24 protein-coding genes are annotated in these 22782 nt (G+C 40.4%); 5 read left to right on the forward strand and 19 right to left on the reverse strand.

The window, feature by feature from the left end; all coding sequences use genetic code 11:
- Positions 1-254: 254 nt before the first annotated feature.
- The gene (locus A33I_RS07630; RefSeq protein WP_022627904.1) at positions 255-671 is read left to right on the forward strand and encodes a DUF4395 domain-containing protein; all 417 of its coding nucleotides are present in this window, start codon (positions 255-257) and stop codon (positions 669-671) included.
- Between the two features lie 49 nt (positions 672-720).
- On the opposite strand, the gene A33I_RS07635 is transcribed toward A33I_RS07630, so the two are convergent.
- The 3 genes from A33I_RS07635 to A33I_RS07645 all read right to left on the reverse strand — a co-directional run bounded on the left by A33I_RS07635 (position 721) and on the right by A33I_RS07645 (position 3258).
- Positions 721-1308: a DNA-3-methyladenine glycosylase gene (locus A33I_RS07635; RefSeq protein WP_022627905.1), complete on the reverse strand. Its 588-nt coding sequence runs from the start codon at positions 1306-1308 to the stop codon at positions 721-723.
- A 58-nt stretch (positions 1309-1366) separates the two neighbouring features.
- Positions 1367-2356 carry an acrylyl-CoA reductase family protein gene (locus A33I_RS07640; RefSeq protein WP_022627906.1) on the reverse strand — a complete coding sequence of 330 codons (990 nt, stop codon included), beginning with the start codon at positions 2354-2356 and terminating at the stop codon, positions 1367-1369.
- Between the two features lie 89 nt (positions 2357-2445).
- Positions 2446-3258, reverse strand: coding sequence for a uroporphyrinogen-III synthase (locus A33I_RS07645; protein WP_022627907.1), 813 nt, complete (start codon positions 3256-3258; stop codon positions 2446-2448).
- A 202-nt stretch (positions 3259-3460) separates the two neighbouring features.
- Here A33I_RS07645 and pepF point away from each other — a divergent pair, with 202 nt between their 5' ends.
- Positions 3461-5254, forward strand: coding sequence for an oligoendopeptidase F (pepF, locus tag A33I_RS07650; protein WP_031311505.1), 1794 nt, complete (start codon positions 3461-3463; stop codon positions 5252-5254).
- Between the two features lie 272 nt (positions 5255-5526).
- Here pepF and A33I_RS07655 read toward each other — a convergent pair whose 3' ends face one another.
- Positions 5527-6255, reverse strand: a complete 729-nt coding sequence (locus A33I_RS07655) for a hypothetical protein (RefSeq protein WP_022627909.1) — start codon at positions 6253-6255, stop codon at positions 5527-5529.
- Between the two features lie 270 nt (positions 6256-6525).
- Between A33I_RS07655 and A33I_RS07660 the strand changes: the two genes are divergently transcribed.
- Positions 6526-6738 (forward strand): CDGSH iron-sulfur domain-containing protein, encoded by a 213-nt coding sequence (locus tag A33I_RS07660; RefSeq protein ID WP_012959148.1) that lies wholly within the window; start codon positions 6526-6528, stop codon positions 6736-6738.
- A 38-nt stretch (positions 6739-6776) separates the two neighbouring features.
- On the opposite strand, the gene A33I_RS07665 is transcribed toward A33I_RS07660, so the two are convergent.
- The 10 genes from A33I_RS07665 to A33I_RS07705 all read right to left on the reverse strand — a co-directional run bounded on the left by A33I_RS07665 (position 6777) and on the right by A33I_RS07705 (position 15104).
- Positions 6777-7199: a hypothetical protein gene (locus A33I_RS07665; RefSeq protein ID WP_022627910.1), complete on the reverse strand. Its 423-nt coding sequence runs from the start codon at positions 7197-7199 to the stop codon at positions 6777-6779.
- A 156-nt stretch (positions 7200-7355) separates the two neighbouring features.
- A complete protein-coding gene (locus tag A33I_RS07670) occupies positions 7356-8129 on the reverse strand; it encodes an N-acetylmuramoyl-L-alanine amidase (RefSeq protein ID WP_022627911.1) in 774 nt (257 codons plus the stop codon).
- A gap of 203 nt (positions 8130-8332) precedes the next feature.
- Positions 8333-8497: a hypothetical protein gene (locus A33I_RS21085; protein ID WP_022627912.1), complete on the reverse strand. Its 165-nt coding sequence runs from the start codon at positions 8495-8497 to the stop codon at positions 8333-8335.
- A gap of 121 nt (positions 8498-8618) precedes the next feature.
- Positions 8619-9353, reverse strand: coding sequence for a glycerophosphodiester phosphodiesterase (locus tag A33I_RS07675; protein ID WP_022627913.1), 735 nt, complete (start codon positions 9351-9353; stop codon positions 8619-8621).
- 93 nt (positions 9354-9446) lie between these two features.
- Positions 9447-10832, reverse strand: a complete 1386-nt coding sequence (locus A33I_RS07680) for an ABC transporter substrate-binding protein (RefSeq protein ID WP_022627914.1) — start codon at positions 10830-10832, stop codon at positions 9447-9449.
- 15 nt (positions 10833-10847) lie between these two features.
- The gene (locus tag A33I_RS07685; protein WP_022627915.1) at positions 10848-11660 is read right to left on the reverse strand and encodes a carbohydrate ABC transporter permease; all 813 of its coding nucleotides are present in this window, start codon (positions 11658-11660) and stop codon (positions 10848-10850) included.
- A complete protein-coding gene (locus A33I_RS07690; protein WP_031311507.1) occupies positions 11657-12568 on the reverse strand; it encodes a carbohydrate ABC transporter permease in 912 nt (303 codons plus the stop codon). The genes A33I_RS07685 and A33I_RS07690 overlap by 4 nt, the downstream gene beginning before the upstream one ends.
- 29 nt (positions 12569-12597) lie before the next feature.
- Positions 12598-13737 carry an ABC transporter ATP-binding protein gene (locus A33I_RS07695; protein ID WP_022627917.1) on the reverse strand — a complete coding sequence of 380 codons (1140 nt, stop codon included), beginning with the start codon at positions 13735-13737 and terminating at the stop codon, positions 12598-12600.
- The gene (locus A33I_RS07700) at positions 13724-14296 is read right to left on the reverse strand and encodes a glycerol-3-phosphate responsive antiterminator (protein WP_022627918.1); all 573 of its coding nucleotides are present in this window, start codon (positions 14294-14296) and stop codon (positions 13724-13726) included. The genes A33I_RS07695 and A33I_RS07700 overlap by 14 nt, the downstream gene beginning before the upstream one ends.
- Complete coding sequence (locus A33I_RS07705; protein WP_161808677.1) at positions 14289-15104, reverse strand: HAD-IIA family hydrolase; 816 nt, start codon at positions 15102-15104, stop codon at positions 14289-14291. The genes A33I_RS07700 and A33I_RS07705 overlap by 8 nt, the downstream gene beginning before the upstream one ends.
- A 335-nt stretch (positions 15105-15439) precedes the next feature.
- Here A33I_RS07705 and A33I_RS07710 point away from each other — a divergent pair, with 335 nt between their 5' ends.
- On the forward strand, positions 15440-16864 hold the full coding sequence (locus A33I_RS07710) for a hypothetical protein (protein WP_022627920.1): 1425 nt from the start codon (positions 15440-15442) through the stop codon (positions 16862-16864).
- A gap of 65 nt (positions 16865-16929) precedes the next feature.
- Here the strand turns inward: A33I_RS07710 and A33I_RS07715 are convergent, their stop codons facing one another.
- The 5 genes from A33I_RS07715 to A33I_RS07735 all read right to left on the reverse strand — a co-directional run bounded on the left by A33I_RS07715 (position 16930) and on the right by A33I_RS07735 (position 20699).
- A complete protein-coding gene (locus A33I_RS07715) occupies positions 16930-18138 on the reverse strand; it encodes an MFS transporter (RefSeq protein ID WP_022627921.1) in 1209 nt (402 codons plus the stop codon).
- Between the two features lie 203 nt (positions 18139-18341).
- Positions 18342-18617, reverse strand: coding sequence for a BhlA/UviB family holin-like peptide (locus tag A33I_RS07720; RefSeq protein WP_022627922.1), 276 nt, complete (start codon positions 18615-18617; stop codon positions 18342-18344).
- Positions 18618-18808: 191 nt separating this feature from the next.
- Entirely contained in the window at positions 18809-19177 is a 369-nt protein-coding gene (locus A33I_RS07725; protein WP_022627923.1) for a hypothetical protein, read from the reverse strand.
- Positions 19174-19479 (reverse strand): antibiotic biosynthesis monooxygenase family protein, encoded by a 306-nt coding sequence (locus tag A33I_RS07730; protein WP_022627924.1) that lies wholly within the window; start codon positions 19477-19479, stop codon positions 19174-19176. Before A33I_RS07730 ends, A33I_RS07725 begins: the two co-directional genes overlap by 4 nt.
- Positions 19480-19502: 23 nt before the next feature.
- On the reverse strand, positions 19503-20699 hold the full coding sequence (locus A33I_RS07735; RefSeq protein ID WP_022627925.1) for a pyridoxal phosphate-dependent aminotransferase: 1197 nt from the start codon (positions 20697-20699) through the stop codon (positions 19503-19505).
- Positions 20700-20938: 239 nt separating this feature from the next.
- Between A33I_RS07735 and A33I_RS07740 the strand changes: the two genes are divergently transcribed.
- The gene (locus A33I_RS07740) at positions 20939-22450 is read left to right on the forward strand and encodes an esterase/lipase family protein (RefSeq protein ID WP_022627926.1); all 1512 of its coding nucleotides are present in this window, start codon (positions 20939-20941) and stop codon (positions 22448-22450) included.
- The last annotated feature ends 332 nt before the right edge of the window (positions 22451-22782 follow it).

The raw sequence follows: 22782 nt of genomic DNA on the forward strand, positions 1-22782 counted from the left end.
CAGGAGTGAGATCCCACAGGGCTTAGCCCGAGGAAGCTCACTGGCTCCCCACGAAAAGCGAAGCATATTTCAGCAGCGGAGACCCTGCTATAACCCATGTTTGAAGCGAGCGGTATACACCGGCCGAACTTGCAATGTTCATATGACCATTCATTATACCGCCCTATTTACTTGGTTTATTTCTTTTCAGGCGGTACGCTTATTGGTATACTTAAATTAGTCAGAATGCTAATTGAATTTTTGGAGGTTTTATAATGAGTATCCCGAAACCACTTGTACAAGTTAACCAAGTGTTTCTTATCGTATTTGTACTATTAAGTTGGTTAATAAGCCCGCTTTTATTCCTCTTCCCTTTAGTTGTTGGAATCATCGCACTTGCATTCAGGCGCAACATTATCATGCGGGCATTCACACCTTCCTTAAAAAGGCCTGCTCGAGAATACGTACAAGAAGATGCAGCTCAGCAGCGATTTAACCAGTGGATCGCAACGATTTGTTTAGCTGTGGCCTTTATCAGTTATAGCTTCGGCTTTGAAGTCATCATGTACATCATGTCTGGTATGGTTGTTCTGGCTGCTGCTCTTGCTCTTTCCGGTTACTGTATTGGCTGTACGATCCGTTACCGTTATATGATGTGGAAATATAATCGTAAGAATAGTCATAGCAACTGATAATAACGACAATAGAGCCCCATCTAATAGTTAGATGAGGCTCTGTTTATTATCTCGATACATAAGGATTACCCGTTTCCCAAAAACGCCACGGATAGTCCTTCGCTTCCCCGCTGTTATCAATTCCAATCCGAGGCCCCATCGAAATTTGACTCACTTCTTTTCCTTCAGCGATATAAAGCGGCGGTTGAAAAAATGACTTGCCGTAATCTGCTTTGGTAATGTTAAGCGCCTTGGTTAATTTCCCTGGGCCGCTCGTTAAATCTTTTTCTCGTTTTGCTTTCTCACGCCTTTTATACATTAGGTCAATCCCATCAACCGGCTCTAAAGCTCTAATCAGTACACCTTCCGGCCGATCTACTCCACCGCTTACGACATTAATTAAGCAATGGGTATGCATCACATGAGCATAACAGTGTCCATTTTCACCAAACATCACTTCTGTTCGCTTTGTCCGCAAATTATTGTAACTATGTGCCGCTTGATCATCCGGTCCGCGGTAAGCTTCCGTTTCAACAATATATCCTGAACAGATTCCCTCACTTGTCTCATGTACAAGCAGTTTTCCTAAAAGGGCTTTAGCTAAGTCGAGTGTCGATTGATCATAAAAAGCGCGCGGTAAAATAGTATGAGTCATCCTATCAACTCCTTACAACTTAAAAGCCTAAGCTTGAAAAGCTCAGGCTTAGGCAAGATTACTTCATCTTCACAATTGTTCTGCCTCGTACCTCACCTTTTAAAATGCTTGATAACGTATCAGGCAGCTCATCTAGAGTGATCTCATTAACAATGCCTGCTGTTAAATGATTTGGCTTGTAATCAGATGCAAGTCTGTCCCAAATTTTCTTACGTACATCCATTGGACAGAAAACTGAATCGACACCGAGCCAGTTAATTCCTCTTAAAATAAACGGGAATACGGTCGTCTCTACTTTATTACCGCCAGTCAGTCCGCTTGTAGCTACAGATCCACCGTATTTCAACGTACTTAAAATATGTTCAAGAGTTCTCCCTCCAACAGGATCAACTGCCGCAGCATATACTTCTTTACGAAGCGGCTTTCTGTTTTCTGGTGTTAAATCTTCTCTATTTAAGATTTCAGCAGCACCTAGCTCACGTAAGTAGCCATGCTCACTTTCTTTCCCAGTACTAGCATGCACTTCATAGCCATTCTTTGCTAAAATATCAACGGCTACACTGCCGACCCCGCCTGTAGCACCTGTCACAAGGACTGGCCCAGCTTCAGGCGTGATGCCCTGGTCTTCAAGCTTTTGGACAGATAAACCTGCCGTGAATCCAGCTGTACCAAGCACCATTGCTTCATTTAGTGATAAACCGTCAGGCAAAGGAACAACCCAATCAGCTGGTACTCTAGCAATTTCACTAAAGCCGCCATGATGAGACACGCCTATTTCATAACTAGTGGCTATGACCTTATCCCCCTCTTTAAAACGGTCGTCTTTTGATTCGATGACAGTACCTGATAGATCAATCCCTGGAATTAACGGATAGTTCCGGATAATCTGTTTTGGTAAAGTAGCTAGTCCGTCTTTATAGTTTACACTTGAATAAGCGACTTCAATCGTCACTTCTCCTTCACCTAAAAATTCTTCCGTTACCTGCTTGCGCTCAAGCTTTGTTTTTCCGTCTTCAAGATCAATCACAAACGCATCAAATGTACGCATAGCTTATTCCACCTTTCTATTATATACACTAGATTATGTACTAACTTTTTATATTCACTTTATAAAGTAACATGTTACAGGGCTGTCTTCTATTTATCCGCCTCCATAAATTTTGCAAGCTCGACGATCATGGCACCCATTCTCTCTCTATCGGGCACAATCACTCTTGTCAGTTGGGCATCAGTTAACGCTTCAGCTGTCACTTTACCAACTGCAACGGCTAAGACTTTTTTATTAAATTGATTGAGCAGCGTCTCTTCTTTCTTGATAGATTCCGCATACTGAAACAATGCTCTCACTTGCAGAAATGTAGTAAAGCAGACCGCATCAACTTTTCCTTCAACTACTTCTTCATAAAGTGTTTTAACTTCTTCTTCATCAGGAGCAATATGACGATATGGTAAGACTTCAATAACTTCTGCTTCCTCGTTTTCAAAAAATGTACGAAGGTTTGGAGATGGGATACCATGAAGCTGCACCGCTACTTTACTACCTTTAAATGAAATTGATTCCATTGCGTGGATCAATCCATTTGTTGTTCCATCCTCATCACTAATATCTGCTGTTAACCCAAGCTTTTTTAATGCATTTTTCGTTTTGTAGCCTCTTGCTGCAATCTTCGCATGACCTAAGCGCTCGATTAATTCATCTTTCAAACCAATCTCTTCAGCTAACTCAACGAGCTTCTCTGTTCCTATACCCGTAGTAAGGACAAACCAATCTACTCCCTGATCAATCATTTGTTTTAATTCTGAAACAATTTCCTCTTTCGCAACATACACCGTCCCTTGCATCGGCCGTACGATCACATTCCCGCCCTGTTTTTCAATCAACGTGCTCATCTCCTCGACTTTACGCGACGCAGTCAATGCAATCGTTTTACCTGCTAATGGTTTCTCCATGTCATTACCCTCCAACTAATAAAATTCATTTCATCTCCTAGTAAACATATCTATATCGTAGACAAATAGAGGGATTTTGTAAAGATAGTCAGAATTAGATAACGATTACTGTTCCCATAAAGCTTCTCCATTTTTGTGTGTATTTCCTTGTGATACAATCATAACTATGGTGGATAATGGTAAAACTAATAAAAAAGGAGTGATCGTATTGAGCACATATTCTACTCGCAAAGATGTACCAGAACACGAAAAATGGGATGTTTCCGATATTTACTCTTCTTTAGATGAATGGAGAGAAGATGTAGCAGTCATTGAAGAAATGACAGTAAAGCTGAAAGAGTTTGATGGAAAGATTGAGGATGGACATTCCTTGTACGATTTTTTATCAATGCAGGAAAAACTAAGCTTTCATTTATCTAAAGTGGTCGTCTATGCTAGACTTCAAGTAGATGTTGATACTCGCGATAAGAAGGCTGAATCCTTACTTGATGAAGCGACTCAACTAAGTGTAAAAGCAAGTACAGCAGTCTCTTTTTTCAGACCTTTCATCTTAAGTCTTGATAAGTCCACCCTTCAAGAATACATATCAGAAGTAGAAGGGCTGACTTATTTTGAAGACGATTTAATGGATCTGTTTCGCTATAAGCCCCATGTCTTAAGTAAAGAAAAAGAAGAGGTGTTAACTCAGCTCGGCGAAGCCCTGTCCTCTCCTAGTAAAACCTTTGGCATGATAAATAATGCAGATATTAAATTCGGTCTAGTGACAAAAGATGATGGCGAGAAAGTAGAATTAACACGCGGCATGTATGAAAAGCTGCTTAAAAACGAAGACCGCAACAAGCGAAAAGAAGCGTATCATGCTTATTACAAGCCTTATGTTGAGCTGAATAATACAATTGCTTCAACCCTGTCATCAGCCATTAAAACAAATGTCACCGTCTCTAAAATGAAGAATTATCCGTCAGCGCTTGAAAAATCACTGTTTGCCGATCAAGTTCCAAAAGAAGTGTATGACAAGCTGATTGAAGCAACGAAGAACCATCTTGCGCCTTACCACCGTTATCAAAAGATTAGAAAAGAGATGCTAGGTGTGGATGAACTCCGTCAGTACGATTTATCCATTCCGCTAGTTAAAGGTGTAGATAAGGATATTCCTTATGATGAAGCATATGATTTAATGCTTAAAGCCCTAGCGCCGCTTGGTGAGGAGTATGTAGAGACATTAGCTGAATTTAAAGACAAACGCTACATTGATGTCCGTGAAACGCCAGGCAAACGTTCAGGCGCTTATAATATGGGTCTTTATGGTGTTCACCCATTCGTACTCCTCAACCATCAAGATAATTTAAACAGCTTATTTACACTCGCTCATGAAATGGGGCACGCGATGCACAGCTATCTATCAGCGAAGCATCAGCCGCAAATCACAGCCGGCTATACGATCTTCGTCGCCGAAGTTGCCTCAACAGTAAATGAAGTGTTACTCATTCATTATTTACTCAACCAATCGACAGACGATAAAACAAGAAAATATTTAGTGAATGACTTTATCGATAAGTTTAAAGGAACGTTCTTCACTCAAGTAATGTTTGCGAATTTCGAAAAGGATACTCACGAGTTAGCAGAAGCCGGCAAGCCGCTTACTGCTGAGGTGTTTAATGAGGTATATGAGCAGTTGTTTCGTGAATACAACGGACCTGATATGGTATTTGATGAGGAAGTAAAATACGGCTGGTCAAGAATACCGCACTTCTACCGCCCATTCTACGTTTATAAGTACGCTACAGGATTCGCAGCAGCTATTCAACTAGCCAACGGTCTCTTAGAAAATAAAGAAAGTGCAAAAGAGGCCTACCTTGAATTCCTGCAAAGCGGAAGTTCTGATTATCCGCTCGAGCTGCTTAAAAAGGCCGGCGTAGATTTAACGACATCTGAGCCAATCGAGAAAGCCTTAGCATTTTTTACAGAGTTAGTAGATGAATTTGAAGGAAAATAGAAAAAGGTTTGCCCGATTTGGGCAAACCTTTTTTCTGAGATAGACAGGGTTGAGATTGACGCAATTAGGTAGTGAAACGGCTCAATATAAGCATGAATTGGCGCAATCAGCCGCTGTATTGACGCATATCTTGTCAACCGGCGCATATACCAGCTGAAGCGACGCATTTATCGCTTGAATCGGCGCTATTCCATCTTCAATTGGCTCAATTCAGCTCCAAAATGACGCAATTTCTTACCCTTACCCGCACTGCAATTGCACTGCACCTCATACTACTTCTCTACTGCTTTTGTTAAAGCTTTAAACCCGGCACGCGTCAATTTGAAATCTTCATCAACATAGCCTGCCTTGCTTAAAGCCATGAGATCTTCTTCTGACATCGTTGCGCGCTTTCTTTGCAAGTGCTCATTTAATAAATCAAGCGAATCTGCTTCAAGAAGCTCTTGGTCGATCGATGTAGCAAGCTCCTTCATTGGGTCGTGCTTCACAAAATAATTCTTCGTCTCAAGTACTACTTGCTGGATCTTCTCACCAGCATTCATTAATTCTTGGCGCAGCTTTGAAATTTCATTATCTTTTTGTTTTATTTTAGAGCGGTATTTTTGCTTTTCTTCATCATCTAATGACGCTTTCGCAAACAGCTCTTCAAGAAGTTCGGTACGATCTAAATCAATTTTCTGCAGCTGTGTAGTCTTTTCTAAAATGTCCTCTTCTGTATGTTCCTTAGTACGCTCTGCCGCAGCAGCCGATTGGACTTTCATTTTTGCCGCTTCCTGTTCAATATCAGTCACGGGAACTTTTTCCATAGGACGACTTTGGATAAATCGGTTCACTTGCAGTAATAACCCTACTAAAAACAACATCACAAATAACCTAAATGCAAACGCATTAAATAAGCCAACGATAAATAATAAAACAAATAAAAAGGCCGTAAACCATTCAAACGCTGTAGCTGGTTTTTTAATACTTGAGAATAACGATGGATAGGTCCGTTGATTCATTTAGATCCCCTTCTTTACATAAATCTTTTATCTTATCTAGCTATCCTACGAAAGCTATAGCCAATATCATAGCATATTTTCATGAAAATAAACGTGTAATAACTTGTGAGAGCCAAAAAAATGAGTGATTTCCTAGTACCTTTCACACTGAATCTCGCACTCTTTATAGGATTGAGAGCTATTTAATGTAAGTTTATGCTAGAACTTTAAAGGATTTAGGCATTTTTCGCTGAACTACATAACTATACTACTTATAAAGGACTGAAGATTATGGCTGAAGACAAAAAAGTAACGTTAAAAATTAATGACAACGGCTCAATACGAGTGACCGGAGATGTTGAACTACTTGACGGTGAGGGAAAGCCTTTTCCTAAAAAACCTGCCTTCTCTCTCTGTATGTGTGGACAATCAAAGTCCCTTCCATTCTGTGACGGCTCTCACAAAACGAATGGCTACCAAAATAAGATTCGCGTGCCAGAATAAGAAAAAAGGCTAAGCTCTCATCTTTGAGCTTAGCCTTTTTATTCATATAGCTCTTTATAGGCAATCACTTTTAAAGCAAGTAATTCATCTTCTGTTAAACTCGATTCAAGCTCATTAATGATTTCTTGTTGACTCATCTGTCCTCTCTCTACGCGTGACTGCATCTCAAGTAGATCAGTAATGCCAACTTTTCTAATTAGAACTCTAGTCGCTTCTTCTTTCGTATTAAATGGGAGGGTATCACGATCTGCCTGCCTAACTTCTTCTAAATATCGTTGCAAGGCAGGATCATTTTCGATATATGCTCTGACTTCATCCAACTGCCCGCTGTTATGAAGTTCCGCCTGTAGATCATCAGTGATTTTCTTTGAAGCTATATTGGTGCCAACATAGTAAACGCCATACCCAATTCCGCCTAGCAAAAAAACAACAATTAATAGATAAAGAATAGACTTATTCAAATAGCTCCTCCTTGTTGCAAATAGTATAGTACTTTATTTATATCATATTTTCCTAATATCTTCATAATATTTTAAAGAGTAGGGTCGCCTCCTCCTCAACACAGCTATTTTAAACAAAAACAAATACTCTCCCGTTGAACGGGGGAGTATTTGTTTTTATAATACGATAGCTGCTTGATATCCCTTTCGAGCTAATTCACTTATTAAATCTTCAGCATTCGTTCTATTTGAAAAAGCCCCTACTTGTACCTTCCATAATCCTCCTTCTTGATATAGATAAGGGTTATAGCCATCTGCTCTAAGCCTGCTTACCATACGATCAGCATTGGCTTTATCAGAAAAAGCTCCAGCTTGTATTTTATATAATGTACCCGCAGGCGGCGGAGTGGGCTTTCGTTGTAAATTAAAGGCCTGTGCAATTCCATTGACATGCCCTCTTGCAACCCGATTTAGAAAAGAAGGATCCTTCAATAGATTCGCATCAGAAGTGCGGTCTATGAATAGGTTTTCAGTAAGGATCGCTGGCATTGAAGTGTTACGTAATACAGCAAAATTTGCATTTTTTTGCCCTCTATTCGTGACTTGAATTTCTGATATGATAGCTGGATGGACAACTTGTTGAAGCTGCCTTGTCCTACTAGGAACGCTGGAGTGAATATATGACTCAAAACCAGTCCCACCACCTGCATTTATATGAATAGAGAGAAAATAATTAGCATTCCAATTATTAGCAAGAGTAGAACGCTCAGCTAGTGAGACCGTTATATCTGAATTTCTGCTCATTCTTACTTCCACATTCACAAATTCATTTAGCAACATTTCCCTAATTAAGCGCGCAATTGTTAAAGTCAAATTTTTTTCTTGAAGACCATTTCCTACAGCACCTGGATCTGTTCCTCCATGTCCAGGGTCAATAAAAACCTTTACCATCTGAACCAACTCCTATTCAATTTATGAACTGATTAGTAGTTTATTCAAATAGTAGAGTAAATGAAACGGTCAGGTGCACTAAGAGATCTACCTAAATCTATTAATATTCGTTGCTCTTACAAAAAAACGCACACAAAAATGTAATACGGAGTTCTTTTACTCTATTTAATATCATTCAAAAGTAGCCAGGAAGACTATAATTTTCAGCCCCATAACTTCTCTTTATTTAAAGGAACATACACAGTATTACTTGTTATCGACTTATGAATGAGAGGTTTCTTAAATTGTTCATCTAATTCCTTATGTACTTTTAAACGTCTTGATTCAGATTGAGCTGCATTCATTTCTTTGATTTCAGACTGTGTCATTTAGGTCATCTCCTTCAAAAAATGGTTGATAAATGATTCAATATGTTGCTAGATATTCCCTTCCAAAAAAAAATAAAACCTAAAAAAATAATAAAATAAAGACAAGTGACCAACACTTGTCCTACCCTTCACCTCTTATGTTTAATGCAAGCTGCGGGGCATCAGTGAAAATGCCAGTACACCCCCACTCCATGTACCTTCTCAGTATAGCCTGTTCATTTACTGTATAAGGTCGAATGTGCACACCTGCATCTATGAGGGCGCCTGCTTCTTCTCTCAATAAGAGCGGTGACATATAATGGTACCCTTCAACATCTAGTGAACGAAGATACGCTAAAGGTTCATACAGCGCCGCTGTTACGATAACGGCTGTATCAATTTCTGGTGCCACTTCCTTTGCTTTTTTTATACAAACGTGATCGAATGATGATAGAATCACGCTTCGTTCTAATTGATAGGCCTGTATCATCGATATGACTTTTTGAACAAGCAATTCACGTTGATTCACTTTTCCTTTTAATTCTATGTTCAATTTAATTTGCTTGTCACTTGCCCAAACGAGCACTTCTTCTAATGTAGGAATGGTCTCATTTTCATATCGAGGGTCAAACCAAGTTCCCGCACTCAGTGTTTTCAGCTGTTCTACAGCAAAGTCAGACACAACTCCCGACCCTGTTGTCGTTCGATCGAGTGTTTCATCATGAATCACTACCGGTACTAAGTCCTTTGTCAATTGAACATCAAATTCAATACCATCTGCTCCGATCTCAAAAGCCGCTTGAAATGCAGCCATTGTATTTTCTGGATGATCTATTGATGATCCACGATGAGCAAAAATATCACAGGTGGTTTTCATTCAAATCTGCCCCTTCTTTTTCATGTTAAGCTCACATTTTATTTGAAAGAAACAGCTCTCTTCAACATTCAAAGAGAGCCGCAGCTTTACCTGTTAATTCGCCGTACGGTTATATACTTCGATTGCGCGGTTTGTCCCTTCTGCTGCTTGATTTAACACATCTTCCGGCGATGTCCCTTGGAGCATAGATTCAAAATTTGTCACCATTTGCTGGCGTGATTCAGGGAATACACTAATTAATGCCCCTTGTGTCGCAGTTGATGGGATGGTTTCTTGAAGCTGCTCGATTGGGACACGCAGCTGAGGAAACTCACTGTGTTCTTCTTCTACAATCGGTTGATTATAAGCTTCAGGGTTAATCGCAAAATACCCTGTGTTAACATGCCATTCAGCTTGGACTTCTGGCGTTTGTAAATGCTTTAAGAAATCAAAGGCTGCCGCTTGTTCTTCTTCTTCAATTCCGTTTGCCATCCAAATCGAGCCACCGCCAATGATGACACCATTTCGCTCAATATCATCTGCATGAGGAATGTATGATACGCCTACTTCAAAATCAGCATTATTAATAACATCTTTTGTACCAGCAGACGAATCTAAATACATTGCTACTTGACTTGCTTGGAACGATGCACGAATATCATCCCAGTTTGTACCGAAATAGCCGAATGACCCTTCTTCGTTCATATCATTTATCCAGTTGAACACTTTTTGTCCTTCTTCTCCATTGAAGAGCGCCTCTGTAGCGTTACCGGCACGACCATTATCCATATCAACATAATCAGCACCTTGTGTCGCGATCAATTGCTCAAAAAACCACCCGTGACCAAGAATTGAAAATCCGTAACGATCATCTGTTGTTAAAGCAGCAGCTGCTTCTTGGATTTCAGAGAACGTTTGCGGCGGGTTTTCAGGATCTAATCCAGCTTCAATAAATGCATCTTTGTTATAAAATAAAGCAGGAGTCGATGAGTTAAATGGCATTGAATAAAGATCACCATCAACCGAGTAATAACTAAGAATATTTTCTTCAAGCTGAGACACATCATAGCCTTCTTTATCAATCCACTCTTGGACAGACGTTATGTAGCCACTTTCAATCATGTACTTCGTTCCCACTTCAAATACTTGAACAAGTGCTGGAGCATCACTTGTTCCGCCAACACTGCGGAATTTAGTCAGCAATTCTTCATAAGAGCCTTGATATTCCGGCTTAATGAATACTTGATCTTGAGATTCGTTATACTCTTTTACGAGCTCATTTAACGTTTCACCCAGGCCGCCGCCCATGCCGTGCCAGAACTCAATTTCAACAACATCATCACTTGCTGGTTCTCCTATTTCTTCTTCTGTCGGTTCATTATCAGCATTCACATCATTTGGTTGTGTACCACCAGAGCTTTCTTCAACTGAACCCCCGCAAGCAGCTAATAACAGCGCTAAGACAACTAAGCTAAGCATCCATTTCCAAGTAGATTTCATGATCATCTCTCCCTCTTATTTGATGGCACCTTCTGTCAAGCCTTTTTGTAATTGTTTTTGACCAATGAATAATAGTAGCAGTGTTGGAATAATCACGATAACGACTCCTGCCATAACCACCCCCCATTCGGTTGCGACCTCTACGGTTTGCAATTGTTTCAGCCCGATTTGCACCGTACGTTTGGAATCATTGGTCGTGACCAACAGCGGCCATAAATACATGTTCCACGTCGTTAAAAACCCATAGATTCCAAGTGTAACTAAACTCGTTTTAGAATAAGGGATAACAACTTTATAGAAAAATTGAAAGCGATTCAAGCCTTCAACTTGGGCTGCTTCGTACAATTCATGCGGAATCGTTTTAAAATGCTGTCTAAGTAAAAACGTTCCAAAGGCCAGGGCAAAAAAAGGAACGGTTAGACTCAAGTATGAGTTCAACCAGCCAAATGACTGCACCGTTAGAAAGTTCGGGATCATCGCTGCCTCCCACGGAATCATTAAAGTCGACACAAACAAAATGAAAATAATATTTCTTCCCTTAAACGGAATGAAGGCAAATACAAAGGCCGCCATTGAACAAACGATTAGCTGTCCGATCATAACAGCCGTTGATACGACAAAACTGTTTGTAATGTACTGCATTAACGGCACTGTCCGAAAAACACGCTCATAATTCTCGATATAGAGCTGAGAAGGAATCAGCGAGCGGCTAAGCACCTCTGGCCCGGTCATAAAGCTGACTAAAAAAGCATAGACGATTGGAAAGAACAGAATAAAACTACTCGCTATTAATAAGAAATAACGGAAGGATGCTGTAAAAATTTTCACTGATAATGCACCTTCTTTTCTCCAAACTTAAATTGAATAAGGGTGAGCAGAAATACCATTGCAAATAAGATGACTGCCTGCGCACTTGCTGTACCAAATTGATAATTAATAAAGGCATCTTGATAAATCGAATACACAATCAAGTTCGTTGACTCCGCAGGGCCTCCGCGAGTTAAAATGTCAACCTGTCCAAATGACTGAAACGAATTAATAAACGTGATCGTAATGATAAAAAACATCGTTGGTGAGAGCATGGGCAATGTAATACGAAATAGTCGATAAAAATACCCTGCCCCGTCGATTCTCGCACTTTCATATAAATGCCGGTCAATGTTTTGCAGACCGCCAAGCAATATTAAGAATGAAAATCCTGTATTCATCCAAACCGTTGTAACTGCAATAGAGATTAATGCCCATGTCGGGTCAAGCAGCCAAGGAATCGATCCAATCCCGAACAATCCAAGAAAGCTGTTTAAGATCCCGACAGTCGGATGAAACAGAAATAGCCATATAACTGATGAGGCCGCGACACTCATTCCTAACGTAGAAGAAAACAAGGTGCGAAACAACCCAATCCCCCTGATTTTCTCGTTTGCTAGTACTGCCAAAAATAAAGCTAGAATCACACCAGTTGGCACCGTATATAAGACAAATAGAAAGGTTGACAGCATGCTCTTTTGAAACTGGCTGGACTGGAGGATATATAGGTAATTTTCAAGTCCAACAAATAAGGCCGCTGTGCCTTGTGCATCTGTTAGAAAAAAACTTAAATAGATTGTTCGAAGCATCGGATAAAATAAGAAGATTGAAAACAGCACAATGGATGGCAGTAAATATAGCATCGCTACACGGACATTTTTTGATTCTTGCCAAACAGTGCTTTTTTTCTCCACTCGATATTGCTGTATTTTCTCTGCTACTGCTTGTTCTCCTGCACTCACAGAATATGTACCTCCTTACTCGCTTCGACCTTTTGTGGTGATTGGAGTATCTGACCATTCTCCGCATCGAAAATATGTAATTCATGCTGGGCAAAAACGACATTAACTCGATTATTTGCAGGCATTGGCCATTGGCCGGCCCATTTGGCCCTCCATACTTCACCGGCTAAATGAAACGAGATAATGCTCTCATTTCCTAACACTTCACTATTGACGACCTCAACCTCAACTGTTAAATCAGACCCTTTAACCGGCGCAAGACTAACATGCTCAGGTCTTAATCCCAGTTTTACGCGCTTGCCTGTCTTCATCTCTTCGGCTCTAAATCCTTTCATTATTGATCCAGCTGGAATAACCAATTGTCTGTTTCCCACAACAATGTTTTCATTTTCATCAATGAATCCGTCTATTAAATTCATCGGTGGAGCACCAATAAACGTGGCGACAAACTCATTGGCTGGATGATTGTAAATATCAAGCGGCGTGCCTACCTGCTGAACCTTCCCGTCTTTTAGAATCATCATCCGGTCACCCATCGTCATCGCTTCAACTTGATCATGTGTGACATAGATCATTGTTGTACCTAATTTACGTTGAAGCTGCCTAATTTCCAGACGCATTTGTCCGCGTAATTTCGCATCGAGGTTAGAGAGCGGTTCATCCATTAAACAGATTGGAGCTTGACTGACAACCGCTCTTGCTAGTGCAACACGCTGCCTTTGCCCGCCTGATAACTCTCTCGGTCTTCTTTTCAAATAGTCCGTTAAACCAAGCAACTCAGCTGCTTCTAGACACCGACGCATCCTCTCTTCTTTTTTTATTTTCTTTACTTTAAGACCAAATAAAATATTTTCCTCCACACTTAAATGCGGATAAAGAGCATAGTTTTGAAAGACCATCGAAAGCTCACGCTTACTTGGATCTAAATGATTCGCTTCTTTCTCACCAAGCAAAAGTCTTCCTGCTGAAATTTCTTCTAAACCCGCGATCATTCGTAATAATGTACTCTTCCCGCAGCCAGAAGGCCCAACGAGGATGAAAAACTCACCTTCTTTAATCTCCACATTAATATCTTCAACTGCAAAAGATTTTTGATCATATGATTTGCATACATTTTGAAGCTCAACGTTTCTCATGACCAACACCCGCCTTTTTATAAAATACATAAGTGTAACTGCCGGATACAGCCGTTGCACCTGCTTCTAGGGCTGCATCAACTTCTGCTTGATCTCGAATCAACCCGCCTGCCACAATCGGAAATGGGAGTTTTTCTTTAAGCTCTTTAATCACTCGAGGCATTAATGCCGGCATCGCCTCAACTGCATCAGGCTTCGTTTTCAAGCAGGCTTCAATCGATTTATTCAGCGCGTGGCTGTCGATTAAAAAGATCCTCTGTACGGTTTTTAAACCAAGCTTCTTGGCGTGATTAATCGCTTGTGTCTTCGTACTGATGATGCCATCTGGCTGGATGACTTCAGCAATATAAGTCATTCCTTCAATGCTCTGAGCTTGAACACCTGATATCAGATCCACATGAAGATAAACCTCTTTATTTTTTTGCTGCAGCCTAAATACTCTCTCCGGCAAATCCAGCATTGTTCCATTTAAAAGAAATACTGTTTTAAAAGGGGAATTCATGCATTCCTCATGATTGCTCCAATCGGTTAGTGCTGTTATATGGTGCTCCTTAAACATACGCAAGCTCCTTTATCTTTTGATAGAATTCATTTAATGTAGAATAGACATGAGTAGGACGTTGTCTGATCGTCATCAAATCTTCCTCCTTGCTGACCCCGCTCAATAATAGAATGGTATCCATACCAACTGCTTGTCCGATTGCAATGTCACTAGTAATCGAATCTCCTACCATCACAGCCCTAGGGCGGTCCACTCCAGCGAAGTCTAAGAGAACTTGCTGCATCCAGATAGAGGGCTTTCCTAAAACTTCTGGCTTTATATGATTTCTTGGCGCAGCACTCGTATAAACTCGTGCGATCGCTCCTGTATCTAAGTACATTCCACTCTCAGTCGGACAACATATATCAGGGTTTAATAATATTAATCGTGCCCCCTTTTGGAGTAAGAAAAAGCCTTCTTGCAAATGCTCGTAATTCAAATTCGGAGACATGCCGAGGACAACAAATACTTCTCCCATTGCGGTTTCCCTTGAATGATTTAATACATGAATTCCCATCTTCTTTATTTCTTCTTTTATCAATTCCGATCCCACCACATATACACTTGACCCAGATGGTCTATCACTGAAATATCGCTTGATAGCTAAGGTCGGTGTGATTAATTCATTCACTCCTACCTCTAGTCCCATTTTTTTCAGCCTCTCACCCAGCTCTTCCCTTGGCCTAGATGGATGATTGGTTAAGAAAAACACTCGTTTATTATGTTTCCTTAAATACTCGATTACTTCGTTTGCAAGAGGAAATAAGGCATTTCCGTTGACTAACGTACCGTCTAAATCAAAGAAAAATAGTTTATAATCTTTCACAGCAACCTCCAAATAGATAGAAAAAAACCCAAATCGGTGCATAACAGACATACGAGCAGTAGGTCTCCTTACGCAACAACTTGGGTTTTCTCAACGTGTTCTCCACCCGCTTGTTTAAGCTATGTAATTTGTTTTCATTCATCTCTTTTAAACATTTCCCTTACAGCCTTAGAGTAACAGGTTTATATTAAGGTAAGATAAACAAGCTGTTAAGAATTGTTAAGTGAATATTAATTTATTTTTGAGCGCTAAAATAAGAATATATTTTGCTCGAATACACCAATGCCTAGTTTGTTTCATAAGATATCGTAGTTTGACAGATAGGAGGCTGCGATATGATTGAGCTTACGATGTCTCATTGGATGTATTTAGCTGGGACACTCTTAATCATTTTTACGATGTTATTTAGACAAAATGTTGTCGTTCCGGCTATATTGATGACATTTTTAGTAGGATGGATCTTCAGCGGGTCATTATCTATCGGCTTGCAGACCATCTTCCAAGCCAGTTTGATTGCTGCTGGTGAGCTGTTTAATATCTTCTTAATTATTGCAATCATGACTGCTCTCTTGCATGCATTAAAAGATATAGGTGCAGACGAACAAATGATTACCCCATTTCAAAAAGTTATGGTTAATGGTCATATTTCGTTTTGGGTTATTGTTCTAGTTACCTATTCCATTTCATTGTTCTTCTGGCCAACTCCAGCGGTTCCGCTTGTAGGAGCATTGCTCATTCCTGTGGCAATTCGTGCAGGCCTTCCGCCGATTGGTACTGCCATCGCGATATCACTCGCGGGCCAAGGGATGGCTCTGTCATCGGATTACATTATTCAAATAGCGCCTATGCTTAGCGCTACAGCTGCTGGTGTGGATATTTCTCTAGTAGCAGACCGTGCGTTTGTTCTTTCCCTTGTAACAGGCGGTATTGCTATTACGACGGCCTACCTGTTGCTTAGAAAGTGGATTAAATCTCCATCAAAAAATCATTTAATTAAATGGGAGAAAATCACTGCAGCATCAACGGAGGAAACGAGCCAAACGAGAAAACCTGTCACAAAGAAAAGCATGGTTTTTGCCTTACTTGTACCAGCTTCTTTCTTATTCATCATTGTGTACATGGTCATGGCTAAATTCTCCGATGTCATTCCAACGATTGAAGGTGGAACCGGCGCTGCCTTAATCGGGGGAACAGCGGCCCTGCTATTACTGGCCTCTACCACAGCTGATAAGGCAAAAACCTCTCTTACAAAAGTAAGTGAACATTTAATTACTGGCTTTGTGTTTGCGTTTAAAGCGATGGGGCCCGTTATTCCGATTGCAGGATTCTTCTTTATCGGAAGCGGTGAACTAGCCGGTACGATTTTAGGAGTTGGAAGCGAGGCGTCTCCATCCTTCTTATTCGATCTTGTGCAAGCAGGACAACAACTCATTCCAGAGAGCGCTTTCCTTGCCGGGTTTGCGATCTTAATTATTGGAATGATTACAGGTCTTGATGGCTCAGGATTCTCAGGGCTTCCGTTAGTAGGTGCCTTATCAAGTGCACTCGGCCCAACGGTCGGTGTAGATACGGCTACCCTTGCTGCTATTGGTCAAATGGGATCGATCTGGGTCGGAGGAGGAACGCTCATTGCCTGGTCCTCTCTTGTGGCTGTTGCTGGATTTGCCAAGGTGCCAGTGATGGAACTTGTACGTAAAAGCTTCCTCCCTGTTATGTTGGGGTTAATTGCTGCCACTTTGTTCGGGCTTTGGTTTTTCTAGTAACATGCTATAAAGGTCACCATTCTTCAACGAATGATGACCTTTTTTGAATTTGCACTAAATTCTTATACACTTACTTTCCCTTCTACTGCGACAGTCTCATGCTGCCGGTTCTTTACTCTAAGACTTAGGATGAACCCAATCCCCAGACAAATCGATGAAAAGAGGAAGGCATATGTAAACCCGCCAAAGTCTTCAATCAGCCATCCTGCGATAACTGGTCCAATAAGCTGGCCTACCGCAAAGTAAAAGGTTGCATAACTAAAAGCGACAGGCATATCACTCGGCTTCACTTGATCAAGTGTTGCAGCTTGAACAAGGGTGAATAAACCGGTTAATGTACAGCTTATTAAAATGATGTGAGCAGAGAAACCAATAAATGTTGGATAAAAAACAGGGATCATCATCGCGATCAATGTTATAGCCATTGTGAGATTCAATGATGTTTTCCTGCCTATTTTATCTGAAAGATGCCCCCACACCGGCCCCGTAAAGATCGATAGAAATCCGTTTAGTGCCATCAATTGTCCTGCTGTTCTACTTGAGATCCCTGACTCTATCATAAAGCTCATAACAAACACCATTTGAATAATGTAGGCAACGCCAACGACACCGTAAATAAGACTGACATTGATGACAGCTTTATCTCTATAAATCTCTCGTGCATTCGCTGTTTTCTCATCTGCTGCTTCTCTTTTGATTACGGGAGGATTTTCAATAAAGAAAGCGATAATGAATATAACGCTGATGCCGCATAATGCAAACAATCCCCAAGCATATCTCCAGCCAAACACAGGAAACATCGTACTTATAAAAGGGATAACAATACCCGATAAAAGAATACCTATCCCAACACCGCTTGTCGTTAATCCTATCACTAATCCTCTCTTTAAAGGAAACCATGCTACCAACAATGAAATCAGAGGTGTATAGGTGAAAGCCGTACCGACACCTAAGATGATCATAAAAACGAATGCAACCCAATACCCAGGTGTCATTGCAATCCCGATGAATCCCATGCTGACAAGGATAGTGCCAAAGATGATTGTTCGTTTGCTTCCCCATTTTGATGCCGCAACCCCTGAGAACACAACCATACTTACATATCCAAAAGAGATCGCCGTTCCTAATATACCTGCTTCTTTATACGTAATGACCAGCCCTTCCCTCATAAAGGGAAGAATAACTCCAAAAGAAAGCCTGGCAAAAGCAAGAACAACAATCGTAGTAAGCATTCCAATTATTGAATACATCCATATTCTCTTCGTATCCACCCCTGCACCCCCCATGACTTCTATACCTACCAGTCAGTATGTTAGTTAGTATATTCAGTTTATTCCTCTTTCTTAACCAGTACAAGGTATTTCTTTCTATTCTCAAAATAAAAATACAAGGAACCGTCCCTTGTGCTTTTAAGAACTAATTCAGTTATGTAAAAAAATCCCTTTGGAGTGAAAACGAATCAAGGGATTTATCGTTAATCTTTATCCATTTTTTGTTCAATGCGGTCGATTCTTTTCTCTAGAGAATCAAGAGAATCATGCAGTTTTTCAAGAGTTATAACCATCTTTTCTTGTGATTCATTCGACCTGTCTAAATGCTTCATCAAATCTATTTCTCTTTGTCTAGAATACTCTCTATGCTCTTTGTTTTCTTTTCTCATTTCACGAATCACATAGTAGCCTAACAGAATACAAAGAATAGCCCACACGTATTGACTTGTAGCGATTTCATTCGCTATGTTAAAGTCCATTTTTCACCCTCCTTCTACTACTAATGGATGCATATGAAAGAGGAATTGTAACGGCATAATGTCAACGTTCCTTAATTTATTTTATCTTTCATAGAAAGTGTGATGGAGCCATTCAATGGTTACAAAATAGCTACTTAACAAAAGAAGTACTCAGCAGCTGCCGAGCACTTTTTCTAGTTTTTTAGTTGCTTTTACTCATTGATCTCGTTCACAGCTTGGATAGCAGCTTGCAGATATGTTTTAAACGCTTCTTCCTTTTCATCGTCTACTTTCTCTTTGATCAAACGTTCGATTCGCTCGAAATTATCAATTAAATGCTGTTTGTCCATTCCATGTTTGACTAATATTCCATTTAACCACAGCGCATAGTCCACATAGATCTTTTCTTGTTTCATTTGATAAGCTGTTTCTAAGGAATGAAAGTGATGCTGATTGTCCTCTCGGCATTTTCTCCGGCCAGCCTCTCCGTACTTTTCTTCAAGTTCAGGATAAGCTTGATAAATCTCTTCTGTAATGGCATCAATAATTGGATGGTATTCGGGATATGGAAAAGGTATCAATCAATCACCACCTCAAACTGCTTTACTTCTGGAATAACAGCAGCAAGCTCTTGGTCTGGATATTTCTTCTCCAGGTCATGAATATGTTTAAACTCTGCACTACGGACCCAGTTTAAATAGTCTTTTTTAGAATCCCATTCAATTTCAACCGTAATTTCTCCATTCAGCTTTGCATTCTGAAGCAGCCTGAAACGTTGAAATCCCGCGGCTTTATCAACCAGGCCAGATCTATTTTTATAAATATCAATTACTTCATCTGCTTTTTCATCTGGAACTTTAAACGTCGAATGGACGATAAACATAGTAAAAACTCCTAACCCATTCTTTATTTTTGGTTCATAGCCTTACATTCCTGAAGTAATGCTTTGAAAGCCTCTTTTGAGTTTTCAATCTGCTCAAGCGACACACTGTATGATAAACGGAAATGTCCCTCACGGCCAAACCCAGATCCAGGTACGAGTAAGATATTGAACTTTTCAGCTGCAAGCTTACAGAAGGCTGTATCATCAGCTAAAGGTGATTTAGGAAAAATGAAGAATCCACCTTTAGGTTCCACAAAATCAAAACCGGCATCTGTTAATACTTCAACCATCGCATTACGTCTTTCTTTATAGCCTGCTTGCTCTTGTGTAAGAGTCGGCAATTGACTGATCATACGCTGCACTGTAACGGACGCATTTCCAAATCCTAAGGTACGGTTTGCAAATACGAAGGCAGCCATATATTCACCTGCATCTTCCATGCGGCTGTCAATTGCTAAATAGCCAAGACGTTCACCAGCTAGTCCAAGGTCTTTACTGAACGATGATACGTAAAATAATCGGTCAATTGCTTTAAATGGATTTGGCGCATCATAATCATAGATTAATTGACTGTATGGATCATCATAAAGTACGTAAATCATCGCTTCATGCTCTGTTTCTTTTTCACGAAGAAGCCTGTTAAATGCTTCAAGATCTTCCTGAGTCAAAAGCTGTCCTGTTGGGTTATGCGGGTTGTTTAAGATAACCGCTTTCGTTCTGTCTGTAATATGTTCAGCTAATTTTTCTAAATCAATTGTAAAGTCTTCAGCAAGCGGAACATACACTGCCTTTCCTTTTGCATTATTTACATAAAACTTGTATTCAACAAAGAATGGCGTAAAGATAATCACTTCATCATCTTCGTTTAGAATACTTCTTAACGCCACATTTAACGCCCCTGCTGCACCAGAAGTCATAATAACGGACTCATGGCTTACTCCAATGTCACCGTAACGATCACCTAAATGCCCAGCTACCTTCTCTCGCGCCTCGACTAGACCTTGGTTAGGAATATAGCTGTGACCCCCTGAAATCGGGTTATGCGCATATTTTTTTAGAGCTTCGAAATATTCTTTTGGAGGATCAATCACAGGATTCCCTAAAGAGAAATCATAAACCTTATCCGCCCCGTGGATTGCTTTTAAGCGCTGCCCTTCTTCAAACATTTTACGAATCCATGAGCTTTGAGTTAAATTTTGCTTAATTTCTTGTGAAATCATTTTGCTTTCCTCCCATTTCTTAATAATTCAGTTTTAAAGTTGAGTATGCGTACATCTAAATACTTGTATATGTATTACTCCATTATAACGTTAGTATTCGAATTTTTCCATCTGTCATTTTATTCAAAATAAGTCTTCCTTCCTGCAGGAAAACAATAAAAAAAGGTTAATAGAGTAAGTACTTATTGCATATATTCACTTCTGTGCGGTTCAATATTATTCATATAAGGAGGTTATGCATGATTAAACACGTGTTGTTGATTCTTCTGCTTATTGTTATGTTAGTCAGCCCCATCCAAGTCCACGCTGGATCGTTTGGCGACAAAGGGACTCCAGGCGTTCCGGGCCAGTGGTATATTGGAGAATCACCTGAGAGCATTAATCCGACAAAAGCGCCACTTATATTTATCCATGGGCTAAACAGCTCCTCTCGCACATGGTGGGAAGAAAATGACATGTATCAAGTCGCTCTGCAAGATGGATATGAAACAGCTTTTGTTGACCTTCACGGAACGGAAGATATGTGGACAAACGGCGCACTGCTTGCTGCCAAGCTGGCTGAAATTCATCAGTATTTCGGCAAAGATCTTGTCCTAGTCACACATAGTAAAGGCGGGATTGATACTCAATCGGCCTTAGTCCATCATGGTGCTCATGCCTATGTATCAAATGTGATCACATTATCGACCCCGCATTATGGCTCACAGCTGGCTGATTTAGCTTACAGCAGCTGGGCAGGATGGCTAGCCGGCATTATAGGAGGAAGAAATGCAGCAACGAACTCTCTCCAAACGGGATACATGGCATTTTTCAGGAGTGAAACCGACCATCACCCTAACGCCAAAATCAACCCTTTCTTTACACTGGCAGGAACAAGCTGGGGGTCATTCGGTTCATCCCTTTACTGGGGCGGTGTATATTTAAGCTCATACGGTCAAAATGATGGAGCCGTAACAGTCGCTAATTCTAGACTTCCATACTCCAGAGAACTTGCCGTCGGACGCTGGAATCATACAACAGTTAAAGAAGGTCATGCGACATTCACGACATTTAAGCCTTATCTTACATCTGAGAAATCGCTATTTTCAATGAATGCAAACGCAAACATTCAAAGTAAGCAAGAAGCAAGCAGCCAAATTGTTCGCGGCGGCCCTCTTCAAGCTTTTGGTAAAACAGATTTTTTTCATATTGAAGAAGACGTCACGTCCGTCACCATTGATTTCTTAAGTGATGAGCATTTTTCTGCTGCAACGTTGCACGGACCAAATGGTGAAGTTATTCCTGCTAATATCTCCTATTTGAATGACGGAATTTTTGAAGGCGCTTACCATCATTTATACAAGCTAAATCAGCCATCACCAGGAGAATGGCATATTCAAACGAATCATGCAAAAGGCAACGCCTATTTAGTAACAGCTTCGATTGACAGCTCTTATGATCAAGCCGTTACTCTTGATATAACAGGCACCGCTAAGCAGAAAATAGCTATTAAAGACAACCTCCAGCCTCCACCGTCTAAGAAAACAACCTATCGTGCAGAAGCAACCTATACAAATAAACACGGCAAACAGAAAAGCCGCAGCGTTCCAGTTACAATCAACTCAGCAGGCGAATTGTCCCTTCCTCTAAAGAAAGAAGGCATCTATACGCTTACGATTGACATGGAAAGCGAAACGAAAAAAGGCTACCCTTTCGAGCGAACGTTGATAAAGAGCGTCTATGTTGATCAAAACGGGAAGCTATATGAGTAGAGGATGCTGCTAGTACCCGGTACCTGAAGCAATCATCTATTGTATTTTTTCAGCCTCTTTATGGCGTCAGTCAGTAAGGGAATTGCGCGGATTGCTCTAAAGATAGCGTCAGTCGAAACAGTAATTGCGTCAATCTGCAGTTAATGCGCCGATTCAGCTAATATATGGATTAATGTAAAGCTGAATTGTATTCATTCATAGGTTTATTGCGTAAATTCTCCTCACACATGAAAGAGCTGTCCACTTCTTAATATGAACTGCCCCCTGTCAAGTAGACAGTGGAAATAATAAAAAGGATTTAAGCGGCTTTAGCTCTGTATTCCATAGGGCTT

The organism is Alkalihalophilus marmarensis DSM 21297, from assembly GCF_000474275.2.
Taxonomy (GTDB): domain Bacteria; phylum Bacillota; class Bacilli; order Bacillales; family Bacillaceae_D; genus Alkalihalophilus; species Alkalihalophilus marmarensis.

Coding starts and splice junctions, on each gene's coding strand:
- A33I_RS07680 (WP_022627914.1), bottom strand. CDS start 10,832: ATGAAATCTACTTGGAAATGGATGCTTAGCTTAGTTGTCTTAGCGCTG.
- A33I_RS07645 (WP_022627907.1), bottom strand. CDS start 3,258: ATGGAGAAACCATTAGCAGGTAAAACGATTGCATTGACTGCGTCGCGT.
- A33I_RS07635 (WP_022627905.1), bottom strand. CDS start 1,308: ATGACTCATACTATTTTACCGCGCGCTTTTTATGATCAATCGACACTC.
- A33I_RS07655 (WP_022627909.1), bottom strand. CDS start 6,255: ATGAATCAACGGACCTATCCATCGTTATTCTCAAGTATTAAAAAACCA.
- A33I_RS07630 (WP_022627904.1), top strand. CDS start 255: ATGAGTATCCCGAAACCACTTGTACAAGTTAACCAAGTGTTTCTTATC.
- A33I_RS07640 (WP_022627906.1), bottom strand. CDS start 2,356: ATGCGTACATTTGATGCGTTTGTGATTGATCTTGAAGACGGAAAAACA.
- A33I_RS07675 (WP_022627913.1), bottom strand. CDS start 9,353: ATGAAAACCACCTGTGATATTTTTGCTCATCGTGGATCATCAATAGAT.
- A33I_RS07695 (WP_022627917.1), bottom strand. CDS start 13,737: ATGAGAAACGTTGAGCTTCAAAATGTATGCAAATCATATGATCAAAAA.
- A33I_RS07735 (WP_022627925.1), bottom strand. CDS start 20,699: ATGATTTCACAAGAAATTAAGCAAAATTTAACTCAAAGCTCATGGATT.
- A33I_RS07710 (WP_022627920.1), top strand. CDS start 15,440: ATGATTGAGCTTACGATGTCTCATTGGATGTATTTAGCTGGGACACTC.
- A33I_RS07740 (WP_022627926.1), top strand. CDS start 20,939: ATGATTAAACACGTGTTGTTGATTCTTCTGCTTATTGTTATGTTAGTC.
- A33I_RS07720 (WP_022627922.1), bottom strand. CDS start 18,617: ATGGACTTTAACATAGCGAATGAAATCGCTACAAGTCAATACGTGTGG.
- A33I_RS07730 (WP_022627924.1), bottom strand. CDS start 19,479: ATGTTTATCGTCCATTCGACGTTTAAAGTTCCAGATGAAAAAGCAGAT.
- A33I_RS07700 (WP_022627918.1), bottom strand. CDS start 14,296: ATGTTTAAGGAGCACCATATAACAGCACTAACCGATTGGAGCAATCAT.
- A33I_RS07660 (WP_012959148.1), top strand. CDS start 6,526: ATGGCTGAAGACAAAAAAGTAACGTTAAAAATTAATGACAACGGCTCA.
- A33I_RS07670 (WP_022627911.1), bottom strand. CDS start 8,129: ATGGTAAAGGTTTTTATTGACCCTGGACATGGAGGAACAGATCCAGGT.
- A33I_RS21085 (WP_022627912.1), bottom strand. CDS start 8,497: ATGACACAGTCTGAAATCAAAGAAATGAATGCAGCTCAATCTGAATCA.